At 54.0% G+C, this 25,609-nt stretch carries 20 protein-coding genes; 8 read left to right on the forward strand and 12 right to left on the reverse strand.

Annotated elements, in window-relative coordinates; all coding sequences use genetic code 11:
* Positions 1 to 34: 34 nt before the first annotated feature.
* The 3 genes from ABD931_RS08110 to ABD931_RS08120 all read left to right on the forward strand — a co-directional run bounded on the left by ABD931_RS08110 (position 35) and on the right by ABD931_RS08120 (position 5,494).
* The gene (locus ABD931_RS08110) at positions 35 to 952 is read left to right on the forward strand and encodes a ThuA domain-containing protein (protein ID WP_345265777.1); all 918 of its coding nucleotides are present in this window, start codon (positions 35 to 37) and stop codon (positions 950 to 952) included.
* 14 nt (positions 953 to 966) lie between these two features.
* Positions 967 to 4,134, forward strand: coding sequence for a PVC-type heme-binding CxxCH protein (locus ABD931_RS08115; protein WP_370469313.1), 3,168 nt, complete (start codon positions 967 to 969; stop codon positions 4,132 to 4,134).
* Between the two features lie 112 nt (positions 4,135 to 4,246).
* A complete protein-coding gene (locus tag ABD931_RS08120; RefSeq protein ID WP_345265781.1) occupies positions 4,247 to 5,494 on the forward strand; it encodes an MFS transporter in 1,248 nt (415 codons plus the stop codon).
* Between the two features lie 104 nt (positions 5,495 to 5,598).
* Here ABD931_RS08120 and ABD931_RS08125 read toward each other — a convergent pair whose 3' ends face one another.
* From ABD931_RS08125 to ABD931_RS08135, 3 genes are all read right to left on the reverse strand, one after another.
* Entirely contained in the window at positions 5,599 to 6,318 is a 720-nt protein-coding gene (locus ABD931_RS08125) for a thioredoxin domain-containing protein (RefSeq protein WP_345265783.1), read from the reverse strand.
* Positions 6,319 to 6,384: 66 nt separating this feature from the next.
* Complete coding sequence (locus ABD931_RS08130; protein ID WP_345265785.1) at positions 6,385 to 6,894, reverse strand: sll1863 family stress response protein; 510 nt, start codon at positions 6,892 to 6,894, stop codon at positions 6,385 to 6,387.
* Positions 6,895 to 7,023: 129 nt separating this feature from the next.
* On the reverse strand, positions 7,024 to 9,435 hold the full coding sequence (locus tag ABD931_RS08135; RefSeq protein ID WP_345265787.1) for an endonuclease MutS2: 2,412 nt from the start codon (positions 9,433 to 9,435) through the stop codon (positions 7,024 to 7,026).
* Between the two features lie 59 nt (positions 9,436 to 9,494).
* Between ABD931_RS08135 and ABD931_RS08140 the strand changes: the two genes are divergently transcribed.
* Positions 9,495 to 10,346, forward strand: coding sequence for a hydroxymethylglutaryl-CoA lyase (locus ABD931_RS08140; protein ID WP_345265788.1), 852 nt, complete (start codon positions 9,495 to 9,497; stop codon positions 10,344 to 10,346).
* On the opposite strand, the gene ABD931_RS08145 is transcribed toward ABD931_RS08140, so the two are convergent.
* Positions 10,343 to 10,891 carry a DUF7935 family protein gene (locus ABD931_RS08145; protein WP_345265792.1) on the reverse strand — a complete coding sequence of 183 codons (549 nt, stop codon included), beginning with the start codon at positions 10,889 to 10,891 and terminating at the stop codon, positions 10,343 to 10,345. The genes ABD931_RS08140 and ABD931_RS08145 overlap by 4 nt on opposite strands.
* A gap of 133 nt (positions 10,892 to 11,024) precedes the next feature.
* Between ABD931_RS08145 and ABD931_RS08150 the strand changes: the two genes are divergently transcribed.
* Both ABD931_RS08150 and ABD931_RS08155 read left to right on the forward strand, forming a co-directional pair.
* A complete protein-coding gene (locus ABD931_RS08150; protein ID WP_345265794.1) occupies positions 11,025 to 11,330 on the forward strand; it encodes a HesB/IscA family protein in 306 nt (101 codons plus the stop codon).
* Between the two features lie 19 nt (positions 11,331 to 11,349).
* Complete coding sequence (locus tag ABD931_RS08155; protein WP_345265796.1) at positions 11,350 to 15,102, forward strand: sensor histidine kinase; 3,753 nt, start codon at positions 11,350 to 11,352, stop codon at positions 15,100 to 15,102.
* A gap of 54 nt (positions 15,103 to 15,156) precedes the next feature.
* On the opposite strand, the gene ABD931_RS08160 is transcribed toward ABD931_RS08155, so the two are convergent.
* Complete coding sequence (locus tag ABD931_RS08160) at positions 15,157 to 15,726, reverse strand: HNH endonuclease (RefSeq protein ID WP_345265798.1); 570 nt, start codon at positions 15,724 to 15,726, stop codon at positions 15,157 to 15,159.
* A 303-nt stretch (positions 15,727 to 16,029) separates the two neighbouring features.
* On the opposite strand from ABD931_RS08160, the gene ABD931_RS08165 reads away from it, so the two are divergent.
* Entirely contained in the window at positions 16,030 to 16,401 is a 372-nt protein-coding gene (locus ABD931_RS08165; RefSeq protein ID WP_345265800.1) for a CoA-binding protein, read from the forward strand.
* Positions 16,402 to 16,461: 60 nt separating this feature from the next.
* Here the strand turns inward: ABD931_RS08165 and ABD931_RS08170 are convergent, their stop codons facing one another.
* From ABD931_RS08170 to selD, 7 genes are all read right to left on the reverse strand, one after another.
* Positions 16,462 to 17,463, reverse strand: a complete 1,002-nt coding sequence (locus tag ABD931_RS08170) for a 3-oxoacyl-ACP synthase III family protein (protein WP_370469311.1) — start codon at positions 17,461 to 17,463, stop codon at positions 16,462 to 16,464.
* A 63-nt stretch (positions 17,464 to 17,526) separates the two neighbouring features.
* On the reverse strand, positions 17,527 to 17,778 hold the full coding sequence (gene purS, locus ABD931_RS08175) for a phosphoribosylformylglycinamidine synthase subunit PurS (RefSeq protein WP_345265804.1): 252 nt from the start codon (positions 17,776 to 17,778) through the stop codon (positions 17,527 to 17,529).
* Between the two features lie 49 nt (positions 17,779 to 17,827).
* On the reverse strand, positions 17,828 to 18,529 hold the full coding sequence (gene pssA, locus ABD931_RS08180) for a CDP-diacylglycerol--serine O-phosphatidyltransferase (protein ID WP_345265806.1): 702 nt from the start codon (positions 18,527 to 18,529) through the stop codon (positions 17,828 to 17,830).
* A 63-nt stretch (positions 18,530 to 18,592) separates the two neighbouring features.
* Complete coding sequence (locus tag ABD931_RS08185; protein WP_345265808.1) at positions 18,593 to 19,237, reverse strand: MBL fold metallo-hydrolase; 645 nt, start codon at positions 19,235 to 19,237, stop codon at positions 18,593 to 18,595.
* Between the two features lies 1 nt (position 19,238).
* On the reverse strand, positions 19,239 to 19,940 hold the full coding sequence (locus ABD931_RS08190; protein ID WP_345265810.1) for an SAM-dependent methyltransferase: 702 nt from the start codon (positions 19,938 to 19,940) through the stop codon (positions 19,239 to 19,241).
* A gap of 63 nt (positions 19,941 to 20,003) precedes the next feature.
* Complete coding sequence (locus ABD931_RS08195; RefSeq protein WP_345265812.1) at positions 20,004 to 20,786, reverse strand: alpha/beta fold hydrolase; 783 nt, start codon at positions 20,784 to 20,786, stop codon at positions 20,004 to 20,006.
* Positions 20,787 to 20,789: 3 nt separating this feature from the next.
* A complete protein-coding gene (gene selD, locus ABD931_RS08200) occupies positions 20,790 to 21,836 on the reverse strand; it encodes a selenide, water dikinase SelD (protein WP_345265814.1) in 1,047 nt (348 codons plus the stop codon).
* Positions 21,837 to 22,224: 388 nt separating this feature from the next.
* Between selD and ABD931_RS08205 the strand changes: the two genes are divergently transcribed.
* Positions 22,225 to 25,584: a TonB-dependent receptor gene (locus tag ABD931_RS08205; protein WP_345265816.1), complete on the forward strand. Its 3,360-nt coding sequence runs from the start codon at positions 22,225 to 22,227 to the stop codon at positions 25,582 to 25,584.
* The last annotated feature ends 25 nt before the right edge of the window (positions 25,585 to 25,609 follow it).

Consider the following 25,609-nt stretch of genomic DNA (forward strand, 5'->3'; position numbering starts at 1 on the left):
TACGGCCACGGATTGTCTCCAACCCCAACCTAGTATGAAAACCAACCGCAGATCTTTTCTGCAGCAGGCTTCCGGACTTCTGGGCGTAACCAGCCTGCTGGAACTCACTGCATCATCGGCATTCGCCCGGGCGGCTCAGGGTAAAGCCGGCAAACCGCTGGTGGTCTTTGTCACCGGCGACCATGAGTACAGCAGCGAACTGACCATGCCGCTGTTTGCCGCCGAACTGGAAAAAAATTACGGCATGCGCACCATTGTGCTGAAGTCGTCGCCCGACCACAACGGCGAAAAAGATATTCCCGGCCTGGAAGCCTTGAAAGATGCCGATCTGGCGGTCTTTTTCCTGCGCTGGCGGCTGCTGCCCAACGAACAGCTTCAGTATATTGAAGATTATCTGAAATCCGGCAAGCCCGTGATGGGTTTCCGAACCTCAACGCACGCGTTCAATTATCCGGACGGTGACGACCGGAAGCGGTGGAATGCCTTCGGGGAGTTTGCGTTTGGCGCTCCTCCCGGCTGGGGCGGCCCGGCTAAGCATACCCACTATGGGCATAAGAGTACCACCGATGTGTCAGTCATTCCTGAAGCCGCCAAACACCCGGTTCTGACAGGCGTGGAGCCTTCGTTTCATGTGCCTTCCTGGCTGTACCGCGTCTTGCCGGATTACCCGCCCAAATCAGCCGTTCCGCTGCTGATGGGGAAGGCGGTCAATCCGGATAAAGCCGCAGTCGATAATCCGGTTGCCTGGACCTGGCAGAATCAATGGGGCGGCAAAGCCTTTCTGACCACCCTGGGCCATCCGGAAGATTTCAAGGTGGAAGCGGTGCAGCGGCTGGTTATCAACGCCATTCACTGGGAGCTTGGCAAGCCGGTTCCGACGCGTCGGGGCACCGACCGGTGGAAGGGGAAGATAGCCTTTGATATTGCCTATGATCAACACGCTAAAGCCTGAACCTTATGAAAGCCATGCTACGCCGGCAGAACAGCCTTACCGCCTTACTCACCGCCTTTGTCCTGATCCTGATTGCCTTTATCGCCTTTCGGACGAATGTGGCTCCGTCACTGACGCTCGCCAAAGGTGCCCGCATCATGCTGATCGGCAATAATCTGGGGTCCCGGATGATGAACTACGGCCATTTTGAGACCGAAATGCAGGTGCGGTATCCGGAACATATGCTCTATATCCGCAACATGTGCGACGGGGGCGATACGCCCGGTTTCCGGCCGCACGCCAGCCGGTTTTCGCCCTGGGCGTTTCCCGGTGCCGAGAAGTTCCAGACCGAACTGGCTACCAATTCCGACAGCGAGGGGCATTTTGAAACCCCCGACCAGTGGCTTACCCGGCTCAAAGCCGATGTAATTGTGGCTTTCTTCGGCTACAATGAATCCTTCCAGGGCAAGGCCGGCCTCGAAAACTACAAGGCTGAACTCGATGCCTTCGTCAACCATACGCTGAGCCAGAAATACAACGGAACGGCACCCCCGCAACTGGCCCTGGTTTCTCCTATTGCGTTTGAAGACCTGTCGGATCGCTACGACCTGCCCAACGGCAAAAAAGAGAATGAGAACCTGGCCCTCTATACGAAGGCCACAAAAGAGGTGGCCGACAAAAACAAGGTGCTCTTTGTCGATGCCTTTACGCCCTCGCAGCAGTGGTATGCCGCTAATAAAGAACCGCTCACCATTGATGGCTCGCAACTGAACGATGAAGGCTACAAAAAACTGAGCCTTTTGCTGGCCGACCAGGTGTTTGGCAAAGTAGCGGCCAAAGCCGAAAGCAACCGGAAGCTGGTGCATGAAGCCGTCATGGAGAAAAACTTCATGTGGCATAACGACTACAAAATTCCGAACGGCGTGCATGCCTACGGCCGTCGGTATAATCCGTTCGGTCCCGACAACTACCCCGCCGAAATTGAGAAAATTCGCCAACTGACAGCGATCCGCGATACCGCCATCTGGCTGGCAGCCTCGAAAGGGCAGCGGATGGATCTGGCAGCCGCCGATACGAATACGCGGCCCCTGCCCGAGGTGAAAACCAACTATAACCCGGAGAAAAACGGTAACCTGACGTACCTCTACGGACAGGAGGCCCTCAGCAAACTCAAGGTACCGCCCGGCTTCAAAATCGAGCTGTTTGCTTCTGAACAGGAGTTTCCGGATCTGGCTAAGCCCATGCAGATGTCTTTCGACAACAAAGGCCGGCTGTGGGTGGCTGTCATGCCCAGTTACCCCCACTACAAACCGGGTGACCCGAAGCCAAACGACAAACTCCTGATTCTGGAAGATACCAACAACGACGGGAAGGCCGACAAACAAACCGTCTTTGTTGATCACCTGCACCTGCCTCTGGGCTTTGAAATTGCCCCCGAAGGCGTGTATGTCTCCCAGGGCACCAACCTTAAACTATACACGGATACCAACGGCGATGACCGGGCCGACAAAGTTGACATCCTGCTGAGCGGCTTCGATGACCATGATACCCACCATAACAGCAGTGCCTTCACGGCCGATCCGTCCGGTGCTATTTATACGGGCGAAGGCGTGTTCCTGCATACCAACGTAGAAACATCCTACGGACCGGTGCGGGCAACCAACGGCGGTTTTTACCGGTACAGCCCGCAACTCCGCAAACTGGAACGCACCGCCCAACTGGCTATTCCGAACCCGTGGGGCATTATGGTCGATGAGTGGGGTCAGCCTTTCTTCGCCGAAACCTCCAGCCCCGATTTCCGCTGGATGCTCCCCGGCACGGTATTGCCCCGCTACGGTGAATCGACGCATAAGTCAAAGCAACTGATTGAGGAGGCTCATCGGGTGCGGCCTACGTCGGGCCTGGAAGTAGTGTCCAGCCGTCATTTTCCCGATGACGTGCAGGGTGATTTCCTGATCAACAACACCATCGGCTTTCTGGGTACGAAGATGCATACGCTGGAGGATAACGGTACGGGCTACAAAAGCCGCCACCGCATGGACCTGGTAGTGAGCGACGACCGCAACTTCCGGCCCGTGGACATGGAGTTTGCCCCGGACGGCTCGCTGTATATCATCGATTGGCACAATATCCTGATCGGCCACATGCAGCATAACGCCCGCGACCCGCTGCGCGACCACATGCACGGCCGGGTATACCGGATCACCTATCCGTCGCGGCCGCTGGTGACACCGGCCAAAATCGACGGGGCCAGCATTGATCAGTTGCTGGACAACCTGAAACTGCCGGAATACCGCACCCGCTACCGCACCCGGCGCGAGCTGCGGGGCCGCAACGCCAATGAGGTCTTAGCCAAACTGAACACCTGGGTGGCTACGCTGGATAAAAAAGATCCCCGCTACGAACACCATCTGCTGGAAGGTTTGTGGGTAAGCTGGGGCCTGAACAAAGTAGATCAGAAGCTGCTGCGGCAACTGCTCAAGGCCCAGGATTACCGGGTTCGGGCGGCTGCGGTGCAGGTAGTGCGGTATACCGGTCACCAGGTAGCCGACCAGGCCGATCTGCTGATGCAGGCCGTCCGGGATGAGAACAGCCGGGTGCGGCTGGTGGCCATTGTGGCTGCTTCCTGGATTGGTCCGGAGAAGGGGTTGCCGATATTGGCTGAGGCTACCAAAAAGCCGCTCGATGACTGGATGGTTCACGCGCACGAAGCGGCTGTGGCGCATCTGAAAGGAGAACCGGTGAAGAAAGTGAAAGAAGTAGCCGTGACCTCAACTCTGAAAGGCACCGAACTGGAACTACATACCCTGGGCCGCGAAATCTTTGCCAAAGAGGGCTACTGTATCACCTGCCACCAGCCCGACGGGCGTGGTCTTACGGCCTCCGGTTTTCCGCCACTCACCGGCACCAAATGGGTACAGGGCAACGAAGAACGGCTCATCAAGATCGTGCTGAAAGGATTGATGGGCCCTATTGAAGTAAACGGCAAAACCTATCCGGGGCAGGTGCCCATGACACCCTACGGCGGCTTGCTCAACGACAAAGAAGTAGCCGCTGTACTGACCTATGTCCGGAACGCCTTCGGCAACCAGGCTCCGGCCATTACGCCTGAGCAGGTGAAAAAAGTACGGGCGGAAACAGCGAGTAAAAAGGATTTTTACTCGCCGGATCAGTTGCTCAAAGAGCATCCGATGGAGAAATGAAAAAAGGCAGATTAAGTAATTTCAAAAAAATGCGTAGAATTGTAGTAGTACAAATCTTTGTACGTTTATAACTAAACCTTTTCCGAACTTCCATTTAACTGTAAATTTAACTATGACCTTAGACATTAACAGGACCCGGCTTTTTAACGCCAGTTGTTTTGCCCTGATTACCACGGCCTTTTCCTTCAGTATCCGGGCCGGTATTTTGCCCCAGTTGGGCACATCGTTCAATCTGACCGCCGAGGAGCTTGGCTTTATCAACTCCATGTGGTTTATCGGCTTTCCAATCTCCATGATTATTGGTGGGTTGGTGTACCATTCTGTTGGTCCCAAAACAATTATGCAGATTGCCTTTTTGTGCCACACACTGGGTATTCTGCTGACGATTTACGCCGGTGGTTATTCAACCCTGCTGATCTCAACCCTGTTTATCGGTATTGGTAATGGTTGTACGGAAGCGGCCTGTAACCCGATGATTGCCGATATGTATACGGGGGCTCAGATGAACAAAATGCTGAACCGTTTCCATATGTGGTTCCCCGGTGGTATCGTAATCGGTAGTCTGGTGTCAAAATTTATGACGGATGCCGGCCTGCCCTGGCAGGCGCAGATCTGGGTGATCATGATCCCGACGGTGTTGTATGCGTTCCTGTATTTTGGGCAGACATTCCCGCAGCCGCGTGTCGAAGGTGTAACGTCACTGGCGAAGAACTTCCAAGCTATGGTGACACCCCTGTTCCTGTTCATTCTCGCCTGCATGGCCCTGACCGCTATTTCTGAGTTTGGTCCGCAGCAGTGGGTAGGTCTGATCATGAGCAAGAGTGGTGCCAGCCCGATGCTGATTCTGGCGCTGGTAACGGGTCTGATGGCCGTAGGCCGGTACTTCGGTGGGCCTATTATTCATCGGCTGGATCAGACGGGGGTACTGCTGGGTGGCGCTATCTTCGCAACCATCGGTATTTACCTGTTCAGTACGCAGACCGGTGCAATGGCCTATGTAGCCGCTATCTTCTTCGCCATTGGCGTGTGTTATTTCTGGCCGACCATGATTGGTTTTGTGGCCGAGCGCATTCCGCTGAGTGGTGCCCTGGGTATGTCGATCGTTGGTGGTATGGGTATGTTTTCAACGGCTATCTTCCAGCCTATTATCGGTGGTTGGATTGATAGCGCAAAAACTCAACTGTCTGGGAGCCTGTCGGGTGATGAACTGGAGCTGGCAGCCGGCCAGGCTACGCTGCTCCGAATGACAACATTCCCCATTATTTTGGTTGTAGCGTTTACCCTGCTGTACATTTTCATGCGGAACCGCCGGGTAACATACGCTACCGAAGAGAAAGTACTTCAGCAGCCTAACCTGTAAGTTAGCGTATCAGGTAGCTATCACATCAAGTAAATAAATAAAGCCCCGCAGCCGGACGGTTGCGGGGCTTTTGCGTATAAAGCTGATTGGGGCAGGGTCGGTGGTTACTGCACTGCCCTGATCTGCTCGCGAAATTCAGTTTCTTCGACCAGGCCGAGGGCTTTCCAGCGGACCTGTCCGTCTTTGTACATCAGAAACGCGGGAATACTGTCTATACCCAGTTGTACGGCCAGTTGGCGATTCTGATCGTAATCGAGGGTGATGATCCTGACCTGGCTGGCCAGTTCTTTTTCCAGCTTCTTCACCGTCGGCAGCATTTTCTGGCAGGGGGCGCACCACTTCGCGTAGAAATCGATCAGCACCGGTTTGCCGGAGGCCGTCAGGCGGGTGAACTCCTCCAGCGACATACCGCCTTTGGGTGGCGTAGCGCCTTCCTCAACGAGCAGGCCGCTACCCGACCATTTGGCGAAGCCACCCTGCATATCGTACACCTGCGTAAAACCGGCTTTGGCCAGCATATCGGCGGCTTTGGCGCTGCGGCTACCGGCCAGGCAGTACACCACCAGCGGGCGTTTGGGGTCAAGCTGAGCCAGTTTTTTCTCAAAATCCGGGTCCCGGACATCCAGGTTGCGGGCATTGCGGAGGTGCCCATTGGCAAACTCACCGGCGGTACGAACGTCGAGCAGTTGAATGGCCGGCACGTGACGCAGTAGCGAATCGGCCGTTTGTGGCGTTACCAGAACGGCCTGCTGGGCAAAACAGGATAGGGAGAGCAGGCTGCCGAGCACCGCAGCGTAACAGGTCAGACGATTGGCTGGGAACATAGTTATCAGGACTTACTTACCACAAAAATGCATCATTTTGCCGGATTATGGTAGCCATACCCCCGGTTATTTAGCGTCGGCAACCAAGCGGTTGATCCGGTTTCTGGATGCATCAATGGCGCTGCGAATCCGCCGTTTGGTATTCGACCAGTTGGCCTGCGTGGCTGCCATAACGTCTTTGGTGCGGCTCTCCAGCTGGGTTCGCTCCTTTCGGAGTTCCGAAATAGACTGCCGGTATTTATCCTGTGCGTTAACATCCGCCTGTTGCATTCGCTGTTGCAGACGGGCAATGGATTGGTCAATCTGCTGGAGGCCTTTGTTGATCTCGTCTTTCATCTTGTTTCGCTCTTCTTCCCAGACCGCCACATACTCCTGCCGGGCTTTGTTCAGTTCTTTTCGCTCCTCCTGTATTTCCTCCTGGCTTTCGCCTTCTTTCTTCGCTTCAACAACGTCTTTGTATTCGTTCTGAACGTTTTTGGTCGCTTCCTTTACTTTCGACTGGCAGCTATAGTGTAGTATACTGACCAGAAGGCCAATGGCCAGCCATAGGCCGGTAGTGCTTTGTTTCGTTTTCATACGTCGGGCTGTTGAAGTGATAATTTACCTAATAACCGGGTGCAGCAGGTTCCGTTTTCGGCGGACCTGAAAAATTATTCTATCACGGTTTTTAAGCAAACAGCCCCAACGGTTGTCGGGGCTGTTTGCTTATCTCATCTTTACGATCGTGACGCCGGGGCCGCCCCGGTCAACGTGTTCGTCTTCCAGGCGAGCTACCTGCGGGTAGCTGCGCAGGTGATTGCGCACTAAGGTTCGCAGAATACCGTCGCCTTTGCCGTGGACGACACGGAGTTCAGGGTAGCCCAGCATCAGGGCGTTATCGATGAACTGGTCTAGTTCGCCCAGGGCTTCTTCGCCCCGCTTACCGCGAATGTCGAGGTTGAAGCTAAAGTTCATCATCTTCTCGTTCATATCAACGCCCTGCACGCGGGGTTTTTCTTCTTTGCCTGTGGCTTCGCGGAACGTTTTGCGGCTCACTTTCTCCAGGCGGTTCAGCTTAAGGGTCGATTTCAGATCGCCAATCCGGATTTCGGCGTCTTTGCCCCGCAGCGACAGCACTTCGCCTACCGTAGGCTGCCCTTTGAGCCGGACGTAGCTACCAACGGTAATGGCACCCTCCGCATGCTCAAACTCTTCCTGCTGCTGGGGCTTCGGCTCGTCTGCCAGCACTTCGGTTTTCAGCGTATGCTGTTCAAACTGCTCCAGCTTTTGCCGTACCTGCCGGGTGGCCTCCCGCTCGGCTTTGTTTTCCTTGATCTCCCGAATCGTATTCTCAATGCGTTGGTTGGCCTCCTGCACCAGGGCTTTTGCTTTTTGCTTGGCCTCGTTGAGCATCTGCTTCTGCTCGTTTTCCAGCTTCGTCTTCAGGGCCGTGTATTCGGCCAACTGCTGCGCCAGCTTCCGCTGGTTGATACCCACCTCGATGTTTTTCTCCGCAAAAACGCGCTTCTCAATGTCCAGCTCCTTCAGCAGCTTCTCGAAGTTCACCTGCTGACTGCCGAGTTTTTCCTTCGCCCGGTTGATCACCGCGTTCGGCAGGTTGATCTTCGACGCTATTTCAAAGGCAAATGAGCTGCCGGGCCGACCCATTTCGAGTTCGTACAGCGGCTCCAGGTGCTCACCGTCAAACCGCATGGCCCCATTGATGAGGCCGGCCGTTTTATCGGCAAACACTTTTAGGTTGGTGTAGTGCGTGTTGATAACCCCATACGCGTTGGATTTATTCAGTTCTTCCAGAATGGCCTCGGCAATGGCCCCACCCTGACCCGGCTCGGTGCCGGTACCGAATTCGTCGATCAGGAACAGCGTTCGCTTGTTGGCACCCACCAGAAACTGCCGCATGGCTGTCAGGTGCGAGCTGTACGTACTCAGGTCGTTTTCAATGGACTGTTCATCACCAATATCGATAAACAGGTTTTGGAAGATGCCCATTTCGGAGTAATCGGCGATGGGAACCAGCAGCCCGCATTGCAGCATGTACTGATTCAGGCCAATGGTTTTCAGGGCTACCGACTTACCCCCGGCATTAGGACCGGAGATAATCAGAATCCGCTGCGTTTCGTCGAGTCGGACGGTGAGTGGTACCACTTTTTTGCCTTGTTTCCGGAAAGACAGGTACAGCAGCGGGTGCCGGGCTTCGGTCCAGTTCACCAGCGGCCGGTTTTGCAGGTTGGGCATCACCGCATCCAACTGCGCGGCCAGCCGCGCTTTGGCCCGGATAAAGTCGATCATCGCCAGAAAATTGACGGCTTTCTGTACTTCCGGCAGGTGGGGCCGCAACTGATCGGTCAGCGCCAGCAGAATACGGTAAATCTCGCGCCGTTCTTCGTACTCCAGTTCCCGGATTTCGTTATTGGCGTCGAACACCTCGGCGGGTTCAATAAATACCGTCTGCCCGGTGGCCGATTCGTCGTGGATAAAACCCTTTATTTTCCGCTTGTGCTCGGCCGCCAGCGGAATCACCAGCCGGCCCCCGCGCACGGTCAGGCTCAGGTCGTCGGGTATCCAGCCCTGGGTGCGGGCCTGTTTCAGAATACTGTCGAGCCGCTTGCGCAGGTTGCTGTTTTCGGCAATGATGCGCCGGCGGATGTTGGCGAGTTCCGGCGAGGCTGTGTCGCGCACATTGCCCCGGTCGTCGATGACCCGCTCCAGGGCTTCGGTCAGCTTTTTGTCGACGGCGACCGGTCCGGCCAGTTCGGTCAGGAAGGGGTAGCTGTTGCTTTCGCGCTGTTCCAGAAACTTCAGGCACTGCTGAATGGTGCGCAGCGAGAGCTTCAGGTCGAAAAACTCTGTTTCCGATAAGGCCATGCCTTCGATGCGGGCTTTGCTGAGGTGCGGCCGTACGTCGATGTAATTTGAGGCCGGGAAGTCGGGCTCATATTGCACAATCTGCTTAAATTCGGCCGTTTGCCGCAGCAGTTTGTCGATGAGCTGAAAATTATCGGTATAGCGAATCTTATCGACATAATCCTGCCCCAGCGGGCTGATGCAGGCCTGTTTCAGCAATTCGCGTATTTTATCGAAACCTAATTTGGATTCCAGGGTATTCGGGTAAAGCATTAATATGTTTTTTTCTAAATTGATAACGTATTTAGGGTAGCCTGCGTTCTATTCACCATATGAAACTCATCGAATGCCCCCGCGACGCTATGCAGGGGCTGTCCCACTTTGTTCCGACCGATTTAAAAATCCGGTACCTGAACACCTTGTTGCAGGTCGGCTTTGATACGCTGGACTTTGGCAGTTTCGTATCCCCCAAAGCCGTGCCCCAGATGCAGGATACGGCCGAGGTACTGGCCGGCCTGGATCTTAGCACCACCACCACCAAACTGCTGGCCATTGTGGCGAATGGGCGGGGGGCCGAGCAGGCCGTTGGCTACGATGCTATCCGCTACCTGGGCTTTCCGCTGTCGGTCTCCGAAACGTTTCAGCAGCGGAACACCAACAAGAGCATTGCCCAGGCCTTTGAGGAGGTGGCGCAGATGCAGGCCCTGTGTGAACAACACCAGAAGAAACTGGTGGTCTACCTGTCGATGGGCTTTGGCAACCCCTACGGTGACCCGTACAGTCCGGCCCTGGTCGGTGAGTTTACCCAGCGGCTGGTGCAACTGGGCGTGCGGATTATTGCTCCCTCAGATACGGTAGGCACATCTACTCCCCAGGGCATCGAGCAATTGTTCGGACACTTATTACGCACCTTTCCGGAGGTAGAGTTTGGCGCCCACCTGCACGCCCGGCCCGGTGAAGCCGCCGGTAAGGTTAAAGCCGCCATGCGGGCCGGTGTCCGGCGCATCGACGGTGCCCTGCGCGGCTTTGGCGGCTGCCCCATGGCCGCCGACGAACTCACCGGGAACCTGCCGACCGAAGAGATTCTTCAGGTACTGTCGGAAGAAGGTTACCCACTGGCACTTCAGATGGGAGCCTGGCAGCAGGCCATGCGGCTTTCAAACCAGGTTTTCGGCGAAGGCTAGGCTCCGGCACTTTTGGGCTGCTCCATAAACATTACCTGAATTTCGCTTTTGACCACCCGCAGCGCTTCGGCCGTTGGTTGTTGCCCTTTATCAATTATCTGCCCGAAAATCTTCTTCGATAGGTCGATGGGGGCGGCATCGGCTGCAACACTGGCAGCCGCCTGGTTGACCAGCGACATCACATCGTTCATGGCCGATTGGATATGATCCCAGGCGTTCTGGCTCATATATACCTGCTGCGACAGATTGTGGGTAAACTCTTCCCTGATTTCCTGCAGCAGCAACTGCTGAAACTCCAGCGCGGTGGTGGCGTTGCTGCCCAGCCGGGGCAGCAGGTTATTGGGGCTGATACGCTCCAGAAACAGCACCATGCGCTCGTACGCCTGCAGTCGTATCGGGATAACGGCCTCGGTGTAGCGGTTCTGTGCCTCGTAACGGTGCCGGTCGGCGTCGCGCTCCAGCAGCAGTTTTACCGTCAGATACATGCCGTAAAGTACCAGCCCGGCGGGTATAATTAACTTGAGCAATTCACTTACTAACTCCATACAGTGTGTGTATTAATGTGGCCAAAAATAGCTATTTTTGGCCTATTGGTTTATTGTACTGGTCGCAAGTCCCAGGCAACGCATTGTTCTGGCCTATAACAGGAATAACAGCGACAGCATTACCGCCATTATAGTGAAGCAAGGAATTGATATTGAACAACCGGTACAGATCAGCCCCGAGGCCAGAGTCCAGATTCTGGAGACGCTGCGGGCAAACAAAATTCCGGCGGAATATGGGTTGCGCGTTGGCATTCGCGGGGGAGGCTGTGGCGCATCCTGGGTTCTGGGGTTCGATACGCCCGGCGAAACCGATGAGGTTTATGCGCTGGATGGCGTGCGGGTACTAATCGATAAAAAGCATCTGCTGTATGTACTGGGCCTGACCATCGGCTATGAACGCCATAGCGAAGGTAGTGGGTTCACCGTTGAACGGCCATAGACCTTAATTCTGAGCGCGTATGCCAAAGCAGCATTACCGATACCTGTTTCTGATTTTGTCGGCTATGTTTCTGCTGTTATCGGCCGTTCATTATGTTTGGCTGGACCGGGGGGTGGGTGGCGATGCCGGCATTCAGTATATGCTGACTGTGCAGGATCGGGTGCTGAAAAGTCTGGAACATAGCCGGCAGGATCTGGATACGCTGGAACAGCGCCTGAAGAAGCAAACAACGGTTTCGCTGGCGAGCCTTTACTTTCCGGCGCAGTTTCCGTGTTATGTATTCCGGAACGGGCAGTTGGTGTTCTGGTCCGATCACCGCTTTGTCCCGGATTACCAGGCCCTTTCGGCTGTTGAGTCGCGACCCACCGTCGTCGACTTTTACCAGGGGCAGTATCTGGTCAGCCGCCGGCAGGTGCAGTATGCCGATCAAACGTACGACCTGGTTTCGCTGATTAACCTCTATCGACGTTATCAGAAATCGAACAGCTATTTGCGCTCGGGGTATAATCCGGACATTTTCGTGAACGACCCAGAAGCGATTTCGCGAAAAAAGCAGGACCAATACCAGAATATTTTCGACGCTGCGCCCGCCTTTCTGTTTTCAGTATATCCTCCGCAGACAAACGCCTTTCGGCACCATTTTGCGTCACCCGAATCCCTGCTGCTGGCGTTGGCGGGTGTGCTGTTGCTCGGCCTGTCTGTCATCCGGCAAATTGGGTACCTGAGGCAACGGCGTCGACCCGCCCAGGGATTTCTTTGGCTGGTGGGGTATTTGGTGGCGTTACGCGCTTTTCTGTTGTATTTTGACATTCCGTTTGTGTTCAGTAATCCGGAGGTCTTTAACCCAAAACACTTTTCCTCCTTTCTGACCCCCTCCCTGGGCGATCTGCTCATCAACATAAGCATGGTAGCGATTGGGCTGTTCTACCTCAGTAGCACATACTTCCGCTTTCGGGCCTATCAGTACCTGCTGCACCAGTCTCCGGCGGTACAAACCAGTCTTTCGGTGGTATGTGTGGTGCTCAGTTACCTGGTTTTTTATTTGTGTTACAAACAACTAATCACGATTTGCGCTAACCCGGCCTTTACGTTTGACATCACCTTGAGTATCCGGGTGACCGCGCTGAAAACGCTGGGGCTTCTGATCATCGTTGGCATTGCTATTATTTACTTCCTGGTCATGCATCTGCTCAGCAGCCTGTTTATCCGGTTCAACAAGCCGGTCATCAGCGGGCTGATCTGGTTTGCCGCCGGAACGGGGCTGGCCCTGCCAGGCTGGTTCTGGTTAAACAGGAGTGCAGAGCCGGTCTGGCTGCTGAATAGTGTTTATTTTGTCATTCTTTACCTGGCCCGCTTTCCACATTCGTTGTACCGGTTCCGATACCAGACTTCGCTTTACCTGATCTGTAGCGCGCTGATTTGTGCGTTGTTGCCGGCGTATGTGCTTTTTGATCAGGGGCTGCGTAATGAGTCGTTCGTGAAGCAGGAGTTTGGCCGCCGGCTGTTAAATACCAACGACGAACTGGGCGAGTTGATGCTCAACAAGGCAAAGAAAGCGATTGCCGGCGATTTCCTGATTCAGCATTCGCTGCTAAACGATGCCCTGTTTGCCCGCGAACGAATTCAGCAACAGGTCAAAAGCGTGATTTTGGATCGATACTTCGACACGTATGATGTTCAGGTGCTGGCGTTCGACGCCTGGGGAGAACCCCTTGATAAGGTGGCCGACGAAGAGTCTTATGCTACCCTGATGACCCGTTACCACCAGCCCCGGTATCAGACCCTGTATCCGGAGCTGTTCCTGGTCAACGAATCGGCCGGCGATTTTGCCCGGCACTACATCAGCTTTGTACCGGTTGAGTTGGCCGGCCGGGGGGTGGTCGGTTATGTGGTGCTGCTGCTAAAAAAGCTGAGTGGTATCCCCAAAAGTGTGTATAAAGAACTGCTGGCCGAAAACAATTTGATCCAAACTGACGAATCGCACGAATTCAGCTACGCCTTGCTTGCCCCGGACCAGCGGATACTGCATAACTCGGGACAGTTTGCCTATGAGGGGAATGGTGCCGGCCGGTGGTTTGGCAATCCGATCTTATACAAACAGGGGATTATCGCAAACGGCTACAAACACCTGGGCCTAATCGGTAAAGATGACCGACGAGTTGTAGTTTCCTCGCCCTATCATCCGTTTTACACGCTGTTTACCAATTTTTCCTTCCTGTTTTTACTGCTCGTGCTGACGGTTAGCGCCGTTATTATCTATTACGCCATTACCTATGGGCTCTCGCAATTTAGCATCAACTATACTACGCGTATTCAGCTAATGCTGAATATAGCGTTTTTTATGCCGTTGCTGCTGGTAATTACCATCAGTCTGAGTAATATTAAGGCAAACAGCACTCAGGAGCAGGAACTGACATATATTAAAGGGACCAGCCAGATGGCTTTGGTGATGAAGTCTTTTCTGGAGGAGTACCGGCAGGGGAAGCGCAGTCTGGCGTCGCTGGAGGAGAAAATAAAAACCATTTCCCGCGAGGCTGATCTGGACGTCAACCTGTTTGATAGTCAGGGGCGTTTGTTTACCACCACCCGACCGATTATTTACGAAAAGCGCCACTTGTCCCGCTATATTAACCCCGAAGCCTACCTCCGGCTGGTGGAACACAATGAAGGCGGTATATTGCTCAGTGAGTCGCTGGGTAAAAAAGAGTACTATACGGCATATGTACCGCTGAAAGCTACCACCGGCAGCTCAATGGGGGTGCTCAGTATTCCGTATTTTCTGGCCCGGCCCGAGTTCGACCGGCGGATTATTGCCATTACCACGTCGGCGCTGAATGTTTTTACCCTGCTGTTTCTGTTGTTTCTGGTGCTGTCTTATTTTGCCGCCCATCTGCTCACAAAGCCGCTTCAGATTCTGACGCAGAAAATTCGCCGGACAAACCTCAATAAGCTGAATGAGCCCCTGCGGTGGAAGTCGGACGACGAGATTGGGTTACTGATCAGCGAATACAACCGAATGCTCATTAAGCTGGAGGAAAACAAACAGGCGTTGGCGCAGAGCGAGAAGGTGTCGGCCTGGCAGGAAATGGCCAAGCAGGTAGCCCACGAAATCAAAAATCCGCTGACGCCCATGAAGCTGACACTCCAGCACCTTCAGCGGAAAATAGCCGATCCGAATGCAGGCAGTCATCAGTTATTCCGGCAAACGTTTGAGTCGCTGCTCGATCAGATTGACAACATCAGTGATATTGCCACTTCGTTCTCAGATTTTGCTAAAATGCCGATGCCGCGCAATGAGTTGTTTGACTTGACTCCGGTCGTGACCAAAGTGGTTGATCTGTACACGGAAGATACCAAAATGCACATTTACCGCCAGATCACTCCGCTGCCGGTTATGGTGCGGGGCGACCGACAACTGATGAGCCGAATTTTGACCAATCTGATCCTGAATGGCATACAGTCGGTGCCGGCCGGGCGTATTCCGCAGATTACCGTTCGGCTATATACGGATACGGCCAATGCTCATCTGGAGGTACACGATAATGGTGCCGGTATTCCCAAAGCCATTCATCATAAAGTTTTTCTGCCCAATTTCAGTACCAAGCAAAACGGCTCCGGCCTGGGTCTGGCAATTGCCAGGCGGGGTGTCGAACACGCGGGAGGAAGTATCTGGTTTGACTCGGAGGAAACGATAGGGACATCGTTCTTTATTAATCTGCCCCAGGTGCTGGTGGTGCCACCCCTGAATGGCCAGTCGAAAGCCCCTATATAGGCGCAAACCCACCAGCGTTCCCATCAGCGCCGTAGTGGGTTTGCGTGCGACGGATCAGGCTTCTTCTTCAATGGTTACATGCTTCCAGTTTTCGCCCGACCGGATGCGGTTTAACTGGGTATGCGTAATGCCGAACTGTTTGGCAATCATCTTAAGCCGGTTCTTATCATTACGCAACAACTTCTTGATAATCTTAACTTTACTTTCGGTGAGCTTGTAATTGCGGGTCCGTCGGGGCACTGCCCGGTTTTTCAGATTCGGATTATTCCGGTTATGCTCAATCATTTCCTCCTTGCTGACCCACTGCAGATTCTGGTAGTAGTTGTTCTGCTTATCATGGTCCAGATGAATGACAAACGTCTTCTCAGAATTCTCGCGGGATACGAAGTGCTCGGCAACTAGTTTGTGGATGTAGCGATTCAGGGTTTTTCCGCCAGAGCGAATGTTCAGCGAACGGTACCCCTGAATAATTGAGCCTTTAATGATGGTTCCATCTACTCCGGATTGAAAACTACGTAGACGGCCGTAATTGGAAACCTCATACCGGGGTGGGTTTTCGACGCCGTCGAATACAATAAGCACCCATTTTTCATTCCAGAAGCTTTGATTTTTTTTCTCAATCATGGGTTTGAGTGGTTCATATAATTTAGTAGTACGGCGGCTCTGTAAGTGGCCATTTGTTAAACAACAATTAAACAAAAATGTTGCATTAATTTTAACTAAGGTAGGGGATATTGCCGTGGAAGTCAACACAGTTAACGATATTTTTCGAACGGACCTGTAAAATGTAGTTGAAAACGATGTAATAGCTGTTGCAAATAGCGGGTGTTTTGTTTGATAGCTTTTCAACAGAAATAGAGTAGGTGAGAGGAGCCTAAAACATTTTGGCGTCTGGTATGTAGTTTTTGTACAACCAAAACCAGCAATATGACAGAAAGTCGCAATAGAACCTTAGTGATAGGTGCCAGTGAGAAACCGGACCGGTATGCGTATCGGGCGGCTCATAGCCTGCTGCGCCATGGCCACGACATTGCGTTGATTGGTTTACGCCCCGGTCAGATTCAGGGGCATCCCATTCAAACCGGATTGCCCGACCTGGAGGATATAGATACGGTAACTATGTACGTAGGAGCCCGCAACCAGGGCCCCTATTACGATTATCTTAAAAAACTGAAGCCCCGGCGCGTCATTTTCAACCCCGGTGCCGAAAATCCGGAGCTGGAGCGACAATTACAGAAAGAAGGTATCCAGCCCATCGAAGCCTGCACGCTGGTGATGCTGGCGGTAGGTGACTATTAGAGTTAAGAGTGATGAGTGATGAGTTAATAAAGCTTGCGTCAGCTAACTCATCACTCTTAACTACCATTTGATTAGTGCGGAGGCCCAGGTGAAGCCGCTGCCGAAGGCGGCCAGACAAACCAGATCGCCGGGCCTGACGCGGCCCTGCTCCCAGGCTTCGCTCAGGGCGATGGGAATGGAGGCTGCCGTGGTGTTGCCGTACCGCTGAATGTTGTTTACGATCTTGTTGTCGGGCAGGTTGAGTTGCTGGCGTACGTATTCAGAGATACGAATATTGGCCTGGTGGGGCACCAGCAGCGAAATGTCTTCTTTGGTGTACCCGTTGGCCTGGAGCGCTTCCTGAATCACTTCCGTAAACCGCACTACGGCATGTTTAAACACCGCATTGCCGTTCATAACCACATCGAAGCCGCCTTCATCGACCATTTCTTTAGTGGCCGAACGATCAGGGCGGCTGCTGCCGGGCTCCTTTACGTACAGGTCTTCGGCGTAGCGGCCGTCGGCGTGGAGGTGCGTCGACAGGATGCGGTGCTCCGGATCATCGGTAGCCTGCACCACGGCGGCTCCGGCACCGTCGCCAAAAATAACCGCTACGCCCCGCCCTTTGGTGCTTTTATCAATCCAGGTCGACTGAATTTCGGAGCCTACTACCAGAATGGTTTTATACATACCTGTCCGGATAAACTGGTCGGCAATGGATAAAGCATAGACAAAGCCGGAGCACTGGTCCCGGATGTCGATTACGCCGATCCCGTTGAGGCCCAGTTCGCGCTGCATCAGAAAACCGGAACCAGGGAAAAAGTAATCGGGAGTGATGGTGGCGTAAACGATGAGGTCTACAGCTTTGGCATCGACACCGGCCCGTTCCAGTGCCATGCGCGACGCGGCTGTGGCCATGCTGGCGTTGGTGTCTTTGCCGTAGGTAAAGTAGCGACGTTCCTTTATGCCGGTCCGTTCCTGAATCCAGGCGTCGGAGGTCTCCATGTATTGCGTCAGGTCGTCGTTGGTAACAACTGTATCAGGGACGTAGTAGCCCAGTCCCGTTATCTTGGAATACGTCATGGTCATGCCGAAAAGTCGGCAAAAATAGCACTTTTTTTGGTAGGTATTATAGTATTCCGCTGCTTAAGCAGTATGAAGGGAGAAGGTGTACTCTTCCATAATCAGGTTGGCCAGCAACTGGCGGCAGGCGGCATCGACGGTTTCGCGGGCCTGTTCTTCCGACTCGGCCTCTACTTCCAGGCGAATGTGCTTTCCGATGCGAACGTCACCCACGGAGTCGATGTGGAGGTTATGCAGGCCCAGACGAACGGCTTTGCCCTGCGGGTCCAGAATCTCTTTCTGGGGCATAATGTCAATTTCGGCGATGTATTTCATCAATAATTAAATGGTTGAATGGCTGAGTGATTGAATGGCAGATCAACCCTCATGCGTTTTGTTTTGGCGCAAAAACCGACAGCAGGATATACAAAAAGATAATCAGCGGTACGGCTGCGAAGCGCAAAATTAATAACAACAGCGCCGATATAATCAGAAAAATGAATTTAATCCGGTTTTCCTGCCAGCCAAACGATTTAAACTTCAAAGCAAACAAGGGTAACTCCGCCACCAGCAGGTACGACATCAGCAGCGTATAGGCATAGAGCACATAGGGATTAAGTATCCAGTTGCTATAGCCGGGCTGGTAGACCAGAATCAGCGGAAGGGAAGCAATAACCATAGCGTTGGCGGGCGTGGGTACCCCAATAAACGAATCACTCTGCCGGGTATCGATGTTGAACTTGGCCAGCCGCAGAGCCGAGAAAACCGCCAGGGAGAATGCCAGATAGGGGAGGAGCGGGGCATTGCCGACCGGAGCGCCATCGGCCGGATTTCTCAGCAGGCTGAATATAATGAAAGCAGGCAGCACCCCAAAGGTAACGCAATCGGCCAGCGAGTCGAGTTCCTTGCCGATGGGCGACTGTGCCCGCAGGGCGCGGGCCACGAAGCCATCCAGAAAGTCGAGTACAGCCGCCAGCAGAATCAGCCAGGAGGCTACGGCCAGCTCGCCCTCAAAGACCTGAACGATGCCCAGACATCCGCACAGCAGGTTGCCACAGGTCATAGCGTTGGGGAGATGCTTTAACATAATGATGAACGATTAATGATGAGTGTTGAATGCAAAACTGGTGTCAGCCCTATTCATCGTTTATCATTCATCATTCATCGTTACAAATGGGTTTGTGCGCTTCTCGCGGCCGATGGTGGTGGTTTCCATGTGGCCGGCGTATACGGTATAGTCGTCGGGTAGGGCGTACATTTTTGTTTTTATGCTGTTGATGAGGTCGGTATGGCTGCAAAACGGGAAATCGGTGCGGCCGATGCTGCCCCGGAAGAGTATGTCTCCGCTGATCACGTATCGTTCGGCCTGGTTGACAAACGCCACATGGCCCGGCGCGTGCCCTGGTACGTAGATGACCGATAAGGTGGTGTTACCAAACTTTATGATGTCATGCTCGTGCAGGTACTCATCTACTTCTGTCGGCTCAAAACCGCGTAAGCCATACAACTGGCAGCGTACCGGCACATCGTTGAAGATGACCATGTCGCGTTCGTGCAGGTAGAGTTTTACGCCGTACTTCCGTTTCACGAACGCACAGCCGAATACATGGTCGAGGTGAGCGTGAGTCAGCAGCAGATGTTTGACGGTCAGTTTGTTGTCGTCGATGTACCGGGCCAGCGTTTCTTTTTCCGTTTGCTCGTAGCAGCCGGGATCAATAATGACCGCTTCGCCGGTATCGTCGGAGAGAACGTAGGTGTTTTCCTGAAATGGTGAAAAGACAAACGACTTGACCATATCACAAAAGTAAAAAGACGGTTGGTTTTTTGTGTAAGTCCGGTGGGCTTGTTTTCCACTCCCGCACCGTCAGCGTTCGCACCAGGGCGTCGTGGGCCGTCAGGTTGCAGGCAATGCACAGGCGGCTGTCGGGCTGGCAGGTGTTTAGGATGTCGCTTAGCAGTTGGTTGTTGCGGTAGGGCGTTTCGATAAAAATCTGTGTTTGCTGCCGTTGCCGGGCTTCTTTTTCCAGGTGCCGGAGCGTACGGCCCCGGTCCTGCCGGTCGATGGGCAGGTAGCCATGAAACACAAATGACTGCCCGCTCATACCCGACGCCATCAGCGCCAGCAGAATCGACGATGGTCCCACCAGTGGCACTACCGTCATGCCCAGTTTGTGGGCGATACCCACCGCTACCGCACCAGGATCGGCCACACCGGGGCAGCCGGCTTCCGACATAACCCCGGCATCACGATTCTGTTTAAGCAAATCCTGGAGTTGCTGCCGGGTTTCGGCCTCCGGCGTATCTTTAGTCAATTCGTAAAACGTTAGTTCGTCAATTACCTTGCCCACCTTCAAACTACTAATAAAGCGCCGGGCCGTGCGGATATTTTCTGCAAAAAATACATCGGTACGGGCAATGACCTCCCGCACCTGCGGAGGCAGCACCTGCTCCGCCGTGCCGTCGGCTAATACAGTGGGGATGAGGTAGAGGGTTGGCATAGAGAGTTGGAGGTCTTTAGTCTGAAGTTTGTAGCTAAAAAGCAGGAACTGTAACTACGAACTTCAGGCTAAAAAGTTAAACAGTTCCTCTACAAACGCATCCGGTTTTTCGGCCTGCACCCAGTGCCCGGCCCCGGCGATGGTGGCGATCCGGGCGTTGGGGAAGATGCGCCGGATGGCGGGAATATCATCGTCCAGCACGTACGACGACTCGCTGCCGCGTATAAACAGCGTAGGCTCCGTAACGATACGCGGATTGGTCAGCTCCTCACCGATGCCGTGAATCTTCCGCTCGATCACGGGCAGGTTGATCCGCCAGTCGAACTGCCCCTGTTCATTGCGGTACAGGTTCTTGAGCAAGAACTGCCGCACACCGACCGAAGGCTCATGGCTGCTTAGCACGGCATCGGCCTCGTTACGGCTTTTCAGGGAAGCCAGGTTAATGGCGTTGAGACCCTTGAGAATGTCGCTATGGTGAACCGGGTAAAACTTCGGCGCAATATCAACCACCACCAGATGACTGAATTTACCTGGCGTTCCGTCGTTACGGAAATTCATGGCGTATTGCATCACCGTTTTGCCACCCATGGAGTGGCCCACCAGTATTGGTTGGTCCAGCTCCAGGTCGTCTATCAATTCCTTTAAATCGGCGGCCATGCTTTGGTAGTCGAAATCGTTGCTGCGGGGAGAGCGGCCATGGTTCCGCTGATCGGGCAGAATAACCCGGTAGCCCTGGTCGGCAATGGTTTTGCTGATGGTCAGCCAGTTGTCCGACGAACCAAACAGGCCGTGCAGAATAATAATGGGTATGCCGGCCTCGCCGACGGTACGGTAATAGAGTTTCATGAATCAGATCAGGTAAACCGTTTTCTCCCGCTGCTCGACCAGACGCCCGAAGTATTGCAGCGAAAGGCCGTTTTCGTCGGCTACCCGCTCAAATTCGGCGGTACTGTCGGGGTCGACGGCGATCAACAGGCCACCCGAGGTCTGCGGGTCGGCCAGTACAAAGCGCTGGAGGTCAGACAGATTGCCAATTTTGTGGCCGTAGCTGTCCCAGTTGCGGTGCGTACCGCCGGGAATGCTTTTCTGCGCCAGGTACCCGTCCAGCATTGGCAGTTTGGGTACGCGGTTAAAGTCAATTTCGGCACTTAGCCCGCTGCCTTCGGCCATTTCGGTGAGGTGACCCAGCAGGCCAAAACCGGTTACGTCGGTCAGGGCTTTTACGTAGGGCAGGTGGCCCAGCACAGCACCAAACTTGTTGAGCTGCGCCATCTGGGCGGGAGCCAAATCGGCATGTTCGGGCTGAAGAATGCCTTTTTTCTGCGCTGTAGTCAGGATACCTACGCCGAGTGGTTTGGTCAGGTAGAGCCGGCAGCCGGCCGTGGCCGTATTGTTTTGCTTCAGGTGCTGGAGCCTGACTTTGCCCGTTACTGCGAGACCAAAAATTGGTTCCGGGCTGTCGATGCTGTGCCCGCCCGCCAGCGGGATACCGGCCTCCCGGCAAATAGCGCGGCTGCCTTCCAGCACCTGCCCGGCTACTTCGGGCGGAAGCTTATCAATAGGCCAGCCCAGGATAGCAATGGCCATAATGGGTTCTCCACCCATGGCATACACGTCGCTGATGGCGTTGGCCGACGCAATCCGGCCAAAGTCGTAGGCATCATCCACAATGGGCATAAAAAAATCGGTGGTGCTGATGATAGCCTCGCCGTTACCCAGATCCATGACGGCGGCATCGTCGCGGCTGTCATTACCGACGAGGAGGTTCGGGAATGCAGGTTGGGCGGCTGTAGCGTTGCTGTGCAGGATTTGGTCCAGAATCCTGGGCGAAATCTTACAGCCGCAGCCGGCCCCGTGGCTGTATTGGGTGAGTTTATAGGTCTCTGTGTGTTGCATGTGGCTGCAATATTAATAACTGTCGGGCATCAAAAATAACAAAATGAGCCCGGAGATAACGCGCTGGTCTGCGGCTGTTGCGGCCAGTAGATCGCTAAGGTTCCCAAACAAACCAAACAGGTATATGTTAATAAGGTAGTTAATCTTCGAGTCGATAGAATATGTAGGTTACTTCATGAGTTAATAATTATTTAACAAACCTACATTGCCTATCGGAAAGTTATAGAGGGTATATGTGGTATACTACCTGGCAAGTTGATAGGCGGTTAGTAAACAAAAATGCGTTAGTCAGGCGCGTCGGCAAGGCTTTTCTCCTGAGTATGCCATTGTCTTTCCAGTTCAGCATCACAACTCGTTCTCTTTTTCATACAACTAAATCAACTACGTTATGTCTAAAAAATTACTGCGCTTTCGGGCAGCTATCCTGCTGCTTGGCAGTATGCTATGGGCCATGCTGGGTAGCAGCGGGGCCTTAGCGCAGGGTGTTACTACGTCGTCGATCAGCGGGCTTGTCACCGACGCCAGTGGTGAAGCCTTACCGGGTGCTACCGTAATTGCCGTACACTTGCCGTCGGGAACACGTTACGGAACTACCACCAACACCTCAGGTCGGTTCAATCTGCCGGCTGTGCGCATTGGCGGACCGTACCGGATTACGGTCTCTTATGTTGGGTACCAGGAGCAGGTTCGGGAGATCGCTTCCGCTGAACTGAATACGCCCGTTGCGGCCGATTTCCGACTGGCCGAAGAGGGTCGTCAACTCACCGAAGTGGTGGTTACTTCGCAGCGGGGTGGTGTTATTGATTCCGAACGAACGGGTGTAGCTACCAACTTCCGTCGCGAAAACTTTGAACGGCTACCGAGCTTAAACCGGAGTTTTACCGATTTAAGTACGCTGACACCGCAGGCCGGCCCCGGCTTTTCGTTCGGTGGTCGCAGCAGCCTGTACAATAACTTCTCTATCGACGGCTCTACCTCCAACAACGTATTTGGTCTGTCGGCCCTGCCGGGTGGCGCGGCCGGAACGCCTATCAGCCTTGATGCCATTGACCAGTTGAACGTATCTATTTCTCCTTTTGATGTTAGCCAGGGTTCTTTTACCGGTGCGGGCGTAAATGCGGTGACCCGCTCCGGCACCAACGAGTTCCAGGGGTCGGCATACGGCTTTTACCGAAACCAGAGTTTCGTAGGACGCAAGGTCGAAGGGCAGGAGCAGCAGCAGTTGGACTTCCGGTATTATAATGCTGGTGCCCGGCTGGGTGGTCCGATCATCAAAAACAAGCTTTTCTTCTTCGTGAACGTGGAGCAGGAGCGTCAGGCCGACCCGGCGGTGTTGTTCCCCGTTGGCGGCACCAACTCGCAGGGGCAGCCTTTCCAGCAAACTGCGGCTCGGGCCGATCTGGAACGCCTGTCAGACTTTCTGCGCAATACCGGCACCAATAAACCCTGGACGTTCGATCCGGGTTCGCTGGGTACGTTTGACCAGCTCACGCAAAACTTTAAGTTTTTGGCCAAGATCAACTGGAACATCAGCGACCAGCATAAACTGGTGGTTCGCTACAACCAGTTGAACGCGTTCCGCGATACACCGCCCAGCAACTCCGGTGGTTTTACGTCGGCTCCTCCGGGTGGTCGTCAGAACAACAACAACGCCATTCCGTTCCAGTATTCCTGGTACCGGCAGAACAATAACCTGCAGTCTGTTATTGCCGAGTTAAACTCAACTTTCAGTAACAAATTTGCCAACAACCTACAGGTCGGTTATACGGCTTTCCGGGATTTCCGCCAGGCCGGCGGTGGGGCCGAAACGCCAAATTTCCCGTTGGTCGATATTGTCGGCCCTAATGGCAATACACTTACCTCGTTCGGTGCCGAAGCCTTTACGCCGAATAACCGGCTGGACCAGGATGTGATCCAGGTGAACGACCGGTTCGATATTTTCCTGGGTAAGCACACCGTCTCCTTAGGGACGGCCAATGAGTTCTACCGGTTCTACAACGCGTTTACGCCACAAATCCGGGGGGTTTATCAGTATAACAGCGTCGATGACTTTATCAATAACGTGACGAACCCGTCGGCGGCTAATGCTCCTACGCAGTACGCACTGCAGTACTCGGCCGTACCGGGTACGCCGGTACCGACGGCCGAATTCAGCGCAGCGCAGGTCGGATTTTATGCGCAGGATAACATTAACCTTACCCGGAACTTCCGCCTGACGGCTGGTATCCGGCTCGACGTACCAACGTATAACGACAGTAAACTGCTCCGTAACGTAGTAACCGATACTATGCGGTTTGCCGGCGGTGAGCAGATTCGGGTCAATGAATTACCCAAAACCAATTTTCTGTGGTCACCCCGTATTGGTTTCAACTGGGATGTGCTGGGCAACCGGTCGTTGCAGTTAAGGGGTGGAACAGGTATTTTCACTGGCCGGGTACCGTTTGTCTGGCTGTCGAATCAGGTCAGCAACAACGGAGTGTTTTTCGGGACGGTACTTCGTCAGGGACAGGCAGCCAATGCCAGCTTCCCGTTCAATCCGGACCCCAATGCGTATGTACCCCCATTGACGGGTGAGCCGGGCGTACCGCTGGCACCTACTTTTACCATCAATGCTACAACCCCGAACTTCAAGTTCCCGCAGGTGTGGCGTACGAGCTTTGGTATCGATAAAACCTTGCCGGGCGGCTGGATTGCCACTTTCGACGCTATTTATTCAAAAGACGTCAACGCGGTTTTCATCCGCGACGCCAACCTGGCCGATCCGGTGGGTACGCTGGCCGGCGACGGACGGCCCATCTGGGGTAATGCCGCCGGGGTGGCGGGGGTCAATCCGCCGTTTGACCGCCGGATCAACGATCGGATTGTGCAGGCGCTGGTGCTGGACAACATCAACCGGGGGTACTCCCTGAGTATGACGGCCCAGATTCAGAAGCGGTTTTCCCGTGGTTTGGAAGGTTCACTGGCCTACACCTTCACCGACTCGAAAGACGTAAACGCGCAATCGGCTTCTACGGCGGGTAGTTTGTATACCGGTCAGGCCATTGTAACCAGTCCGAACCTGCCTAACCTCTCGTATTCCAACAACCTGGTTCCGCACCGGGTCGTAGGCTTCCTGCAGTACCGGCTGGAGTACCTCGGCTTCCTGGCTACCACGGTTTCGCTGACCTATCAGGGACAAACCCGGGGTAACTACTCCTATGTGTACGGCGGTAACCCGAACAACGAAGGTATCAGCAACAATGACCTGATTTATGTGCCGCGCAATCAGAACGAGGTCATCCTGGTAACGACCAATGCCGCCGATACCCGGACTACCCAGCAGATTTGGGAGCAGTTGAATGCGTTTATTGAGCAGGACCCGTATCTGCGTACCCGCCGGGGGCAGTATGCCGAGCGGAACGGGGCTTACCTGCCCTGGCAGCACCTGGTCAATTTCCGACTGCTGCAGGATGTGTTTACCAATGTCGGAGGCAAGCGCAATGCCATTCAGTTGTCGGTGGATGTGCAGAACCTGCTGAACCTGCTGAACTCCAACTGGGGCCTGGCGCGGAGTGCATCCCGCACCAACCTGCTGAACTTTGTGGGCTACGAAACACCGAACACAAACACCGCAGCCACGACCGGCCGGCCAATCTACTCCTTTGCCGAGCAGTCGCAGGGAATTGCCCTGACCGAATCGTTTATCAATAACCTGACATTGGCTTCGCGCTGGCAGCTGCAGTTGGGTCTTCGGTATATTTTCAACTAAACAGGGCAACGCTAAACCGATAGAG

Origin of the sequence: Nibrella viscosa (assembly GCF_039541875.1) — a bacterium.
Lineage (GTDB): Bacteria > Bacteroidota > Bacteroidia > Cytophagales > Spirosomataceae > Nibrella > Nibrella viscosa.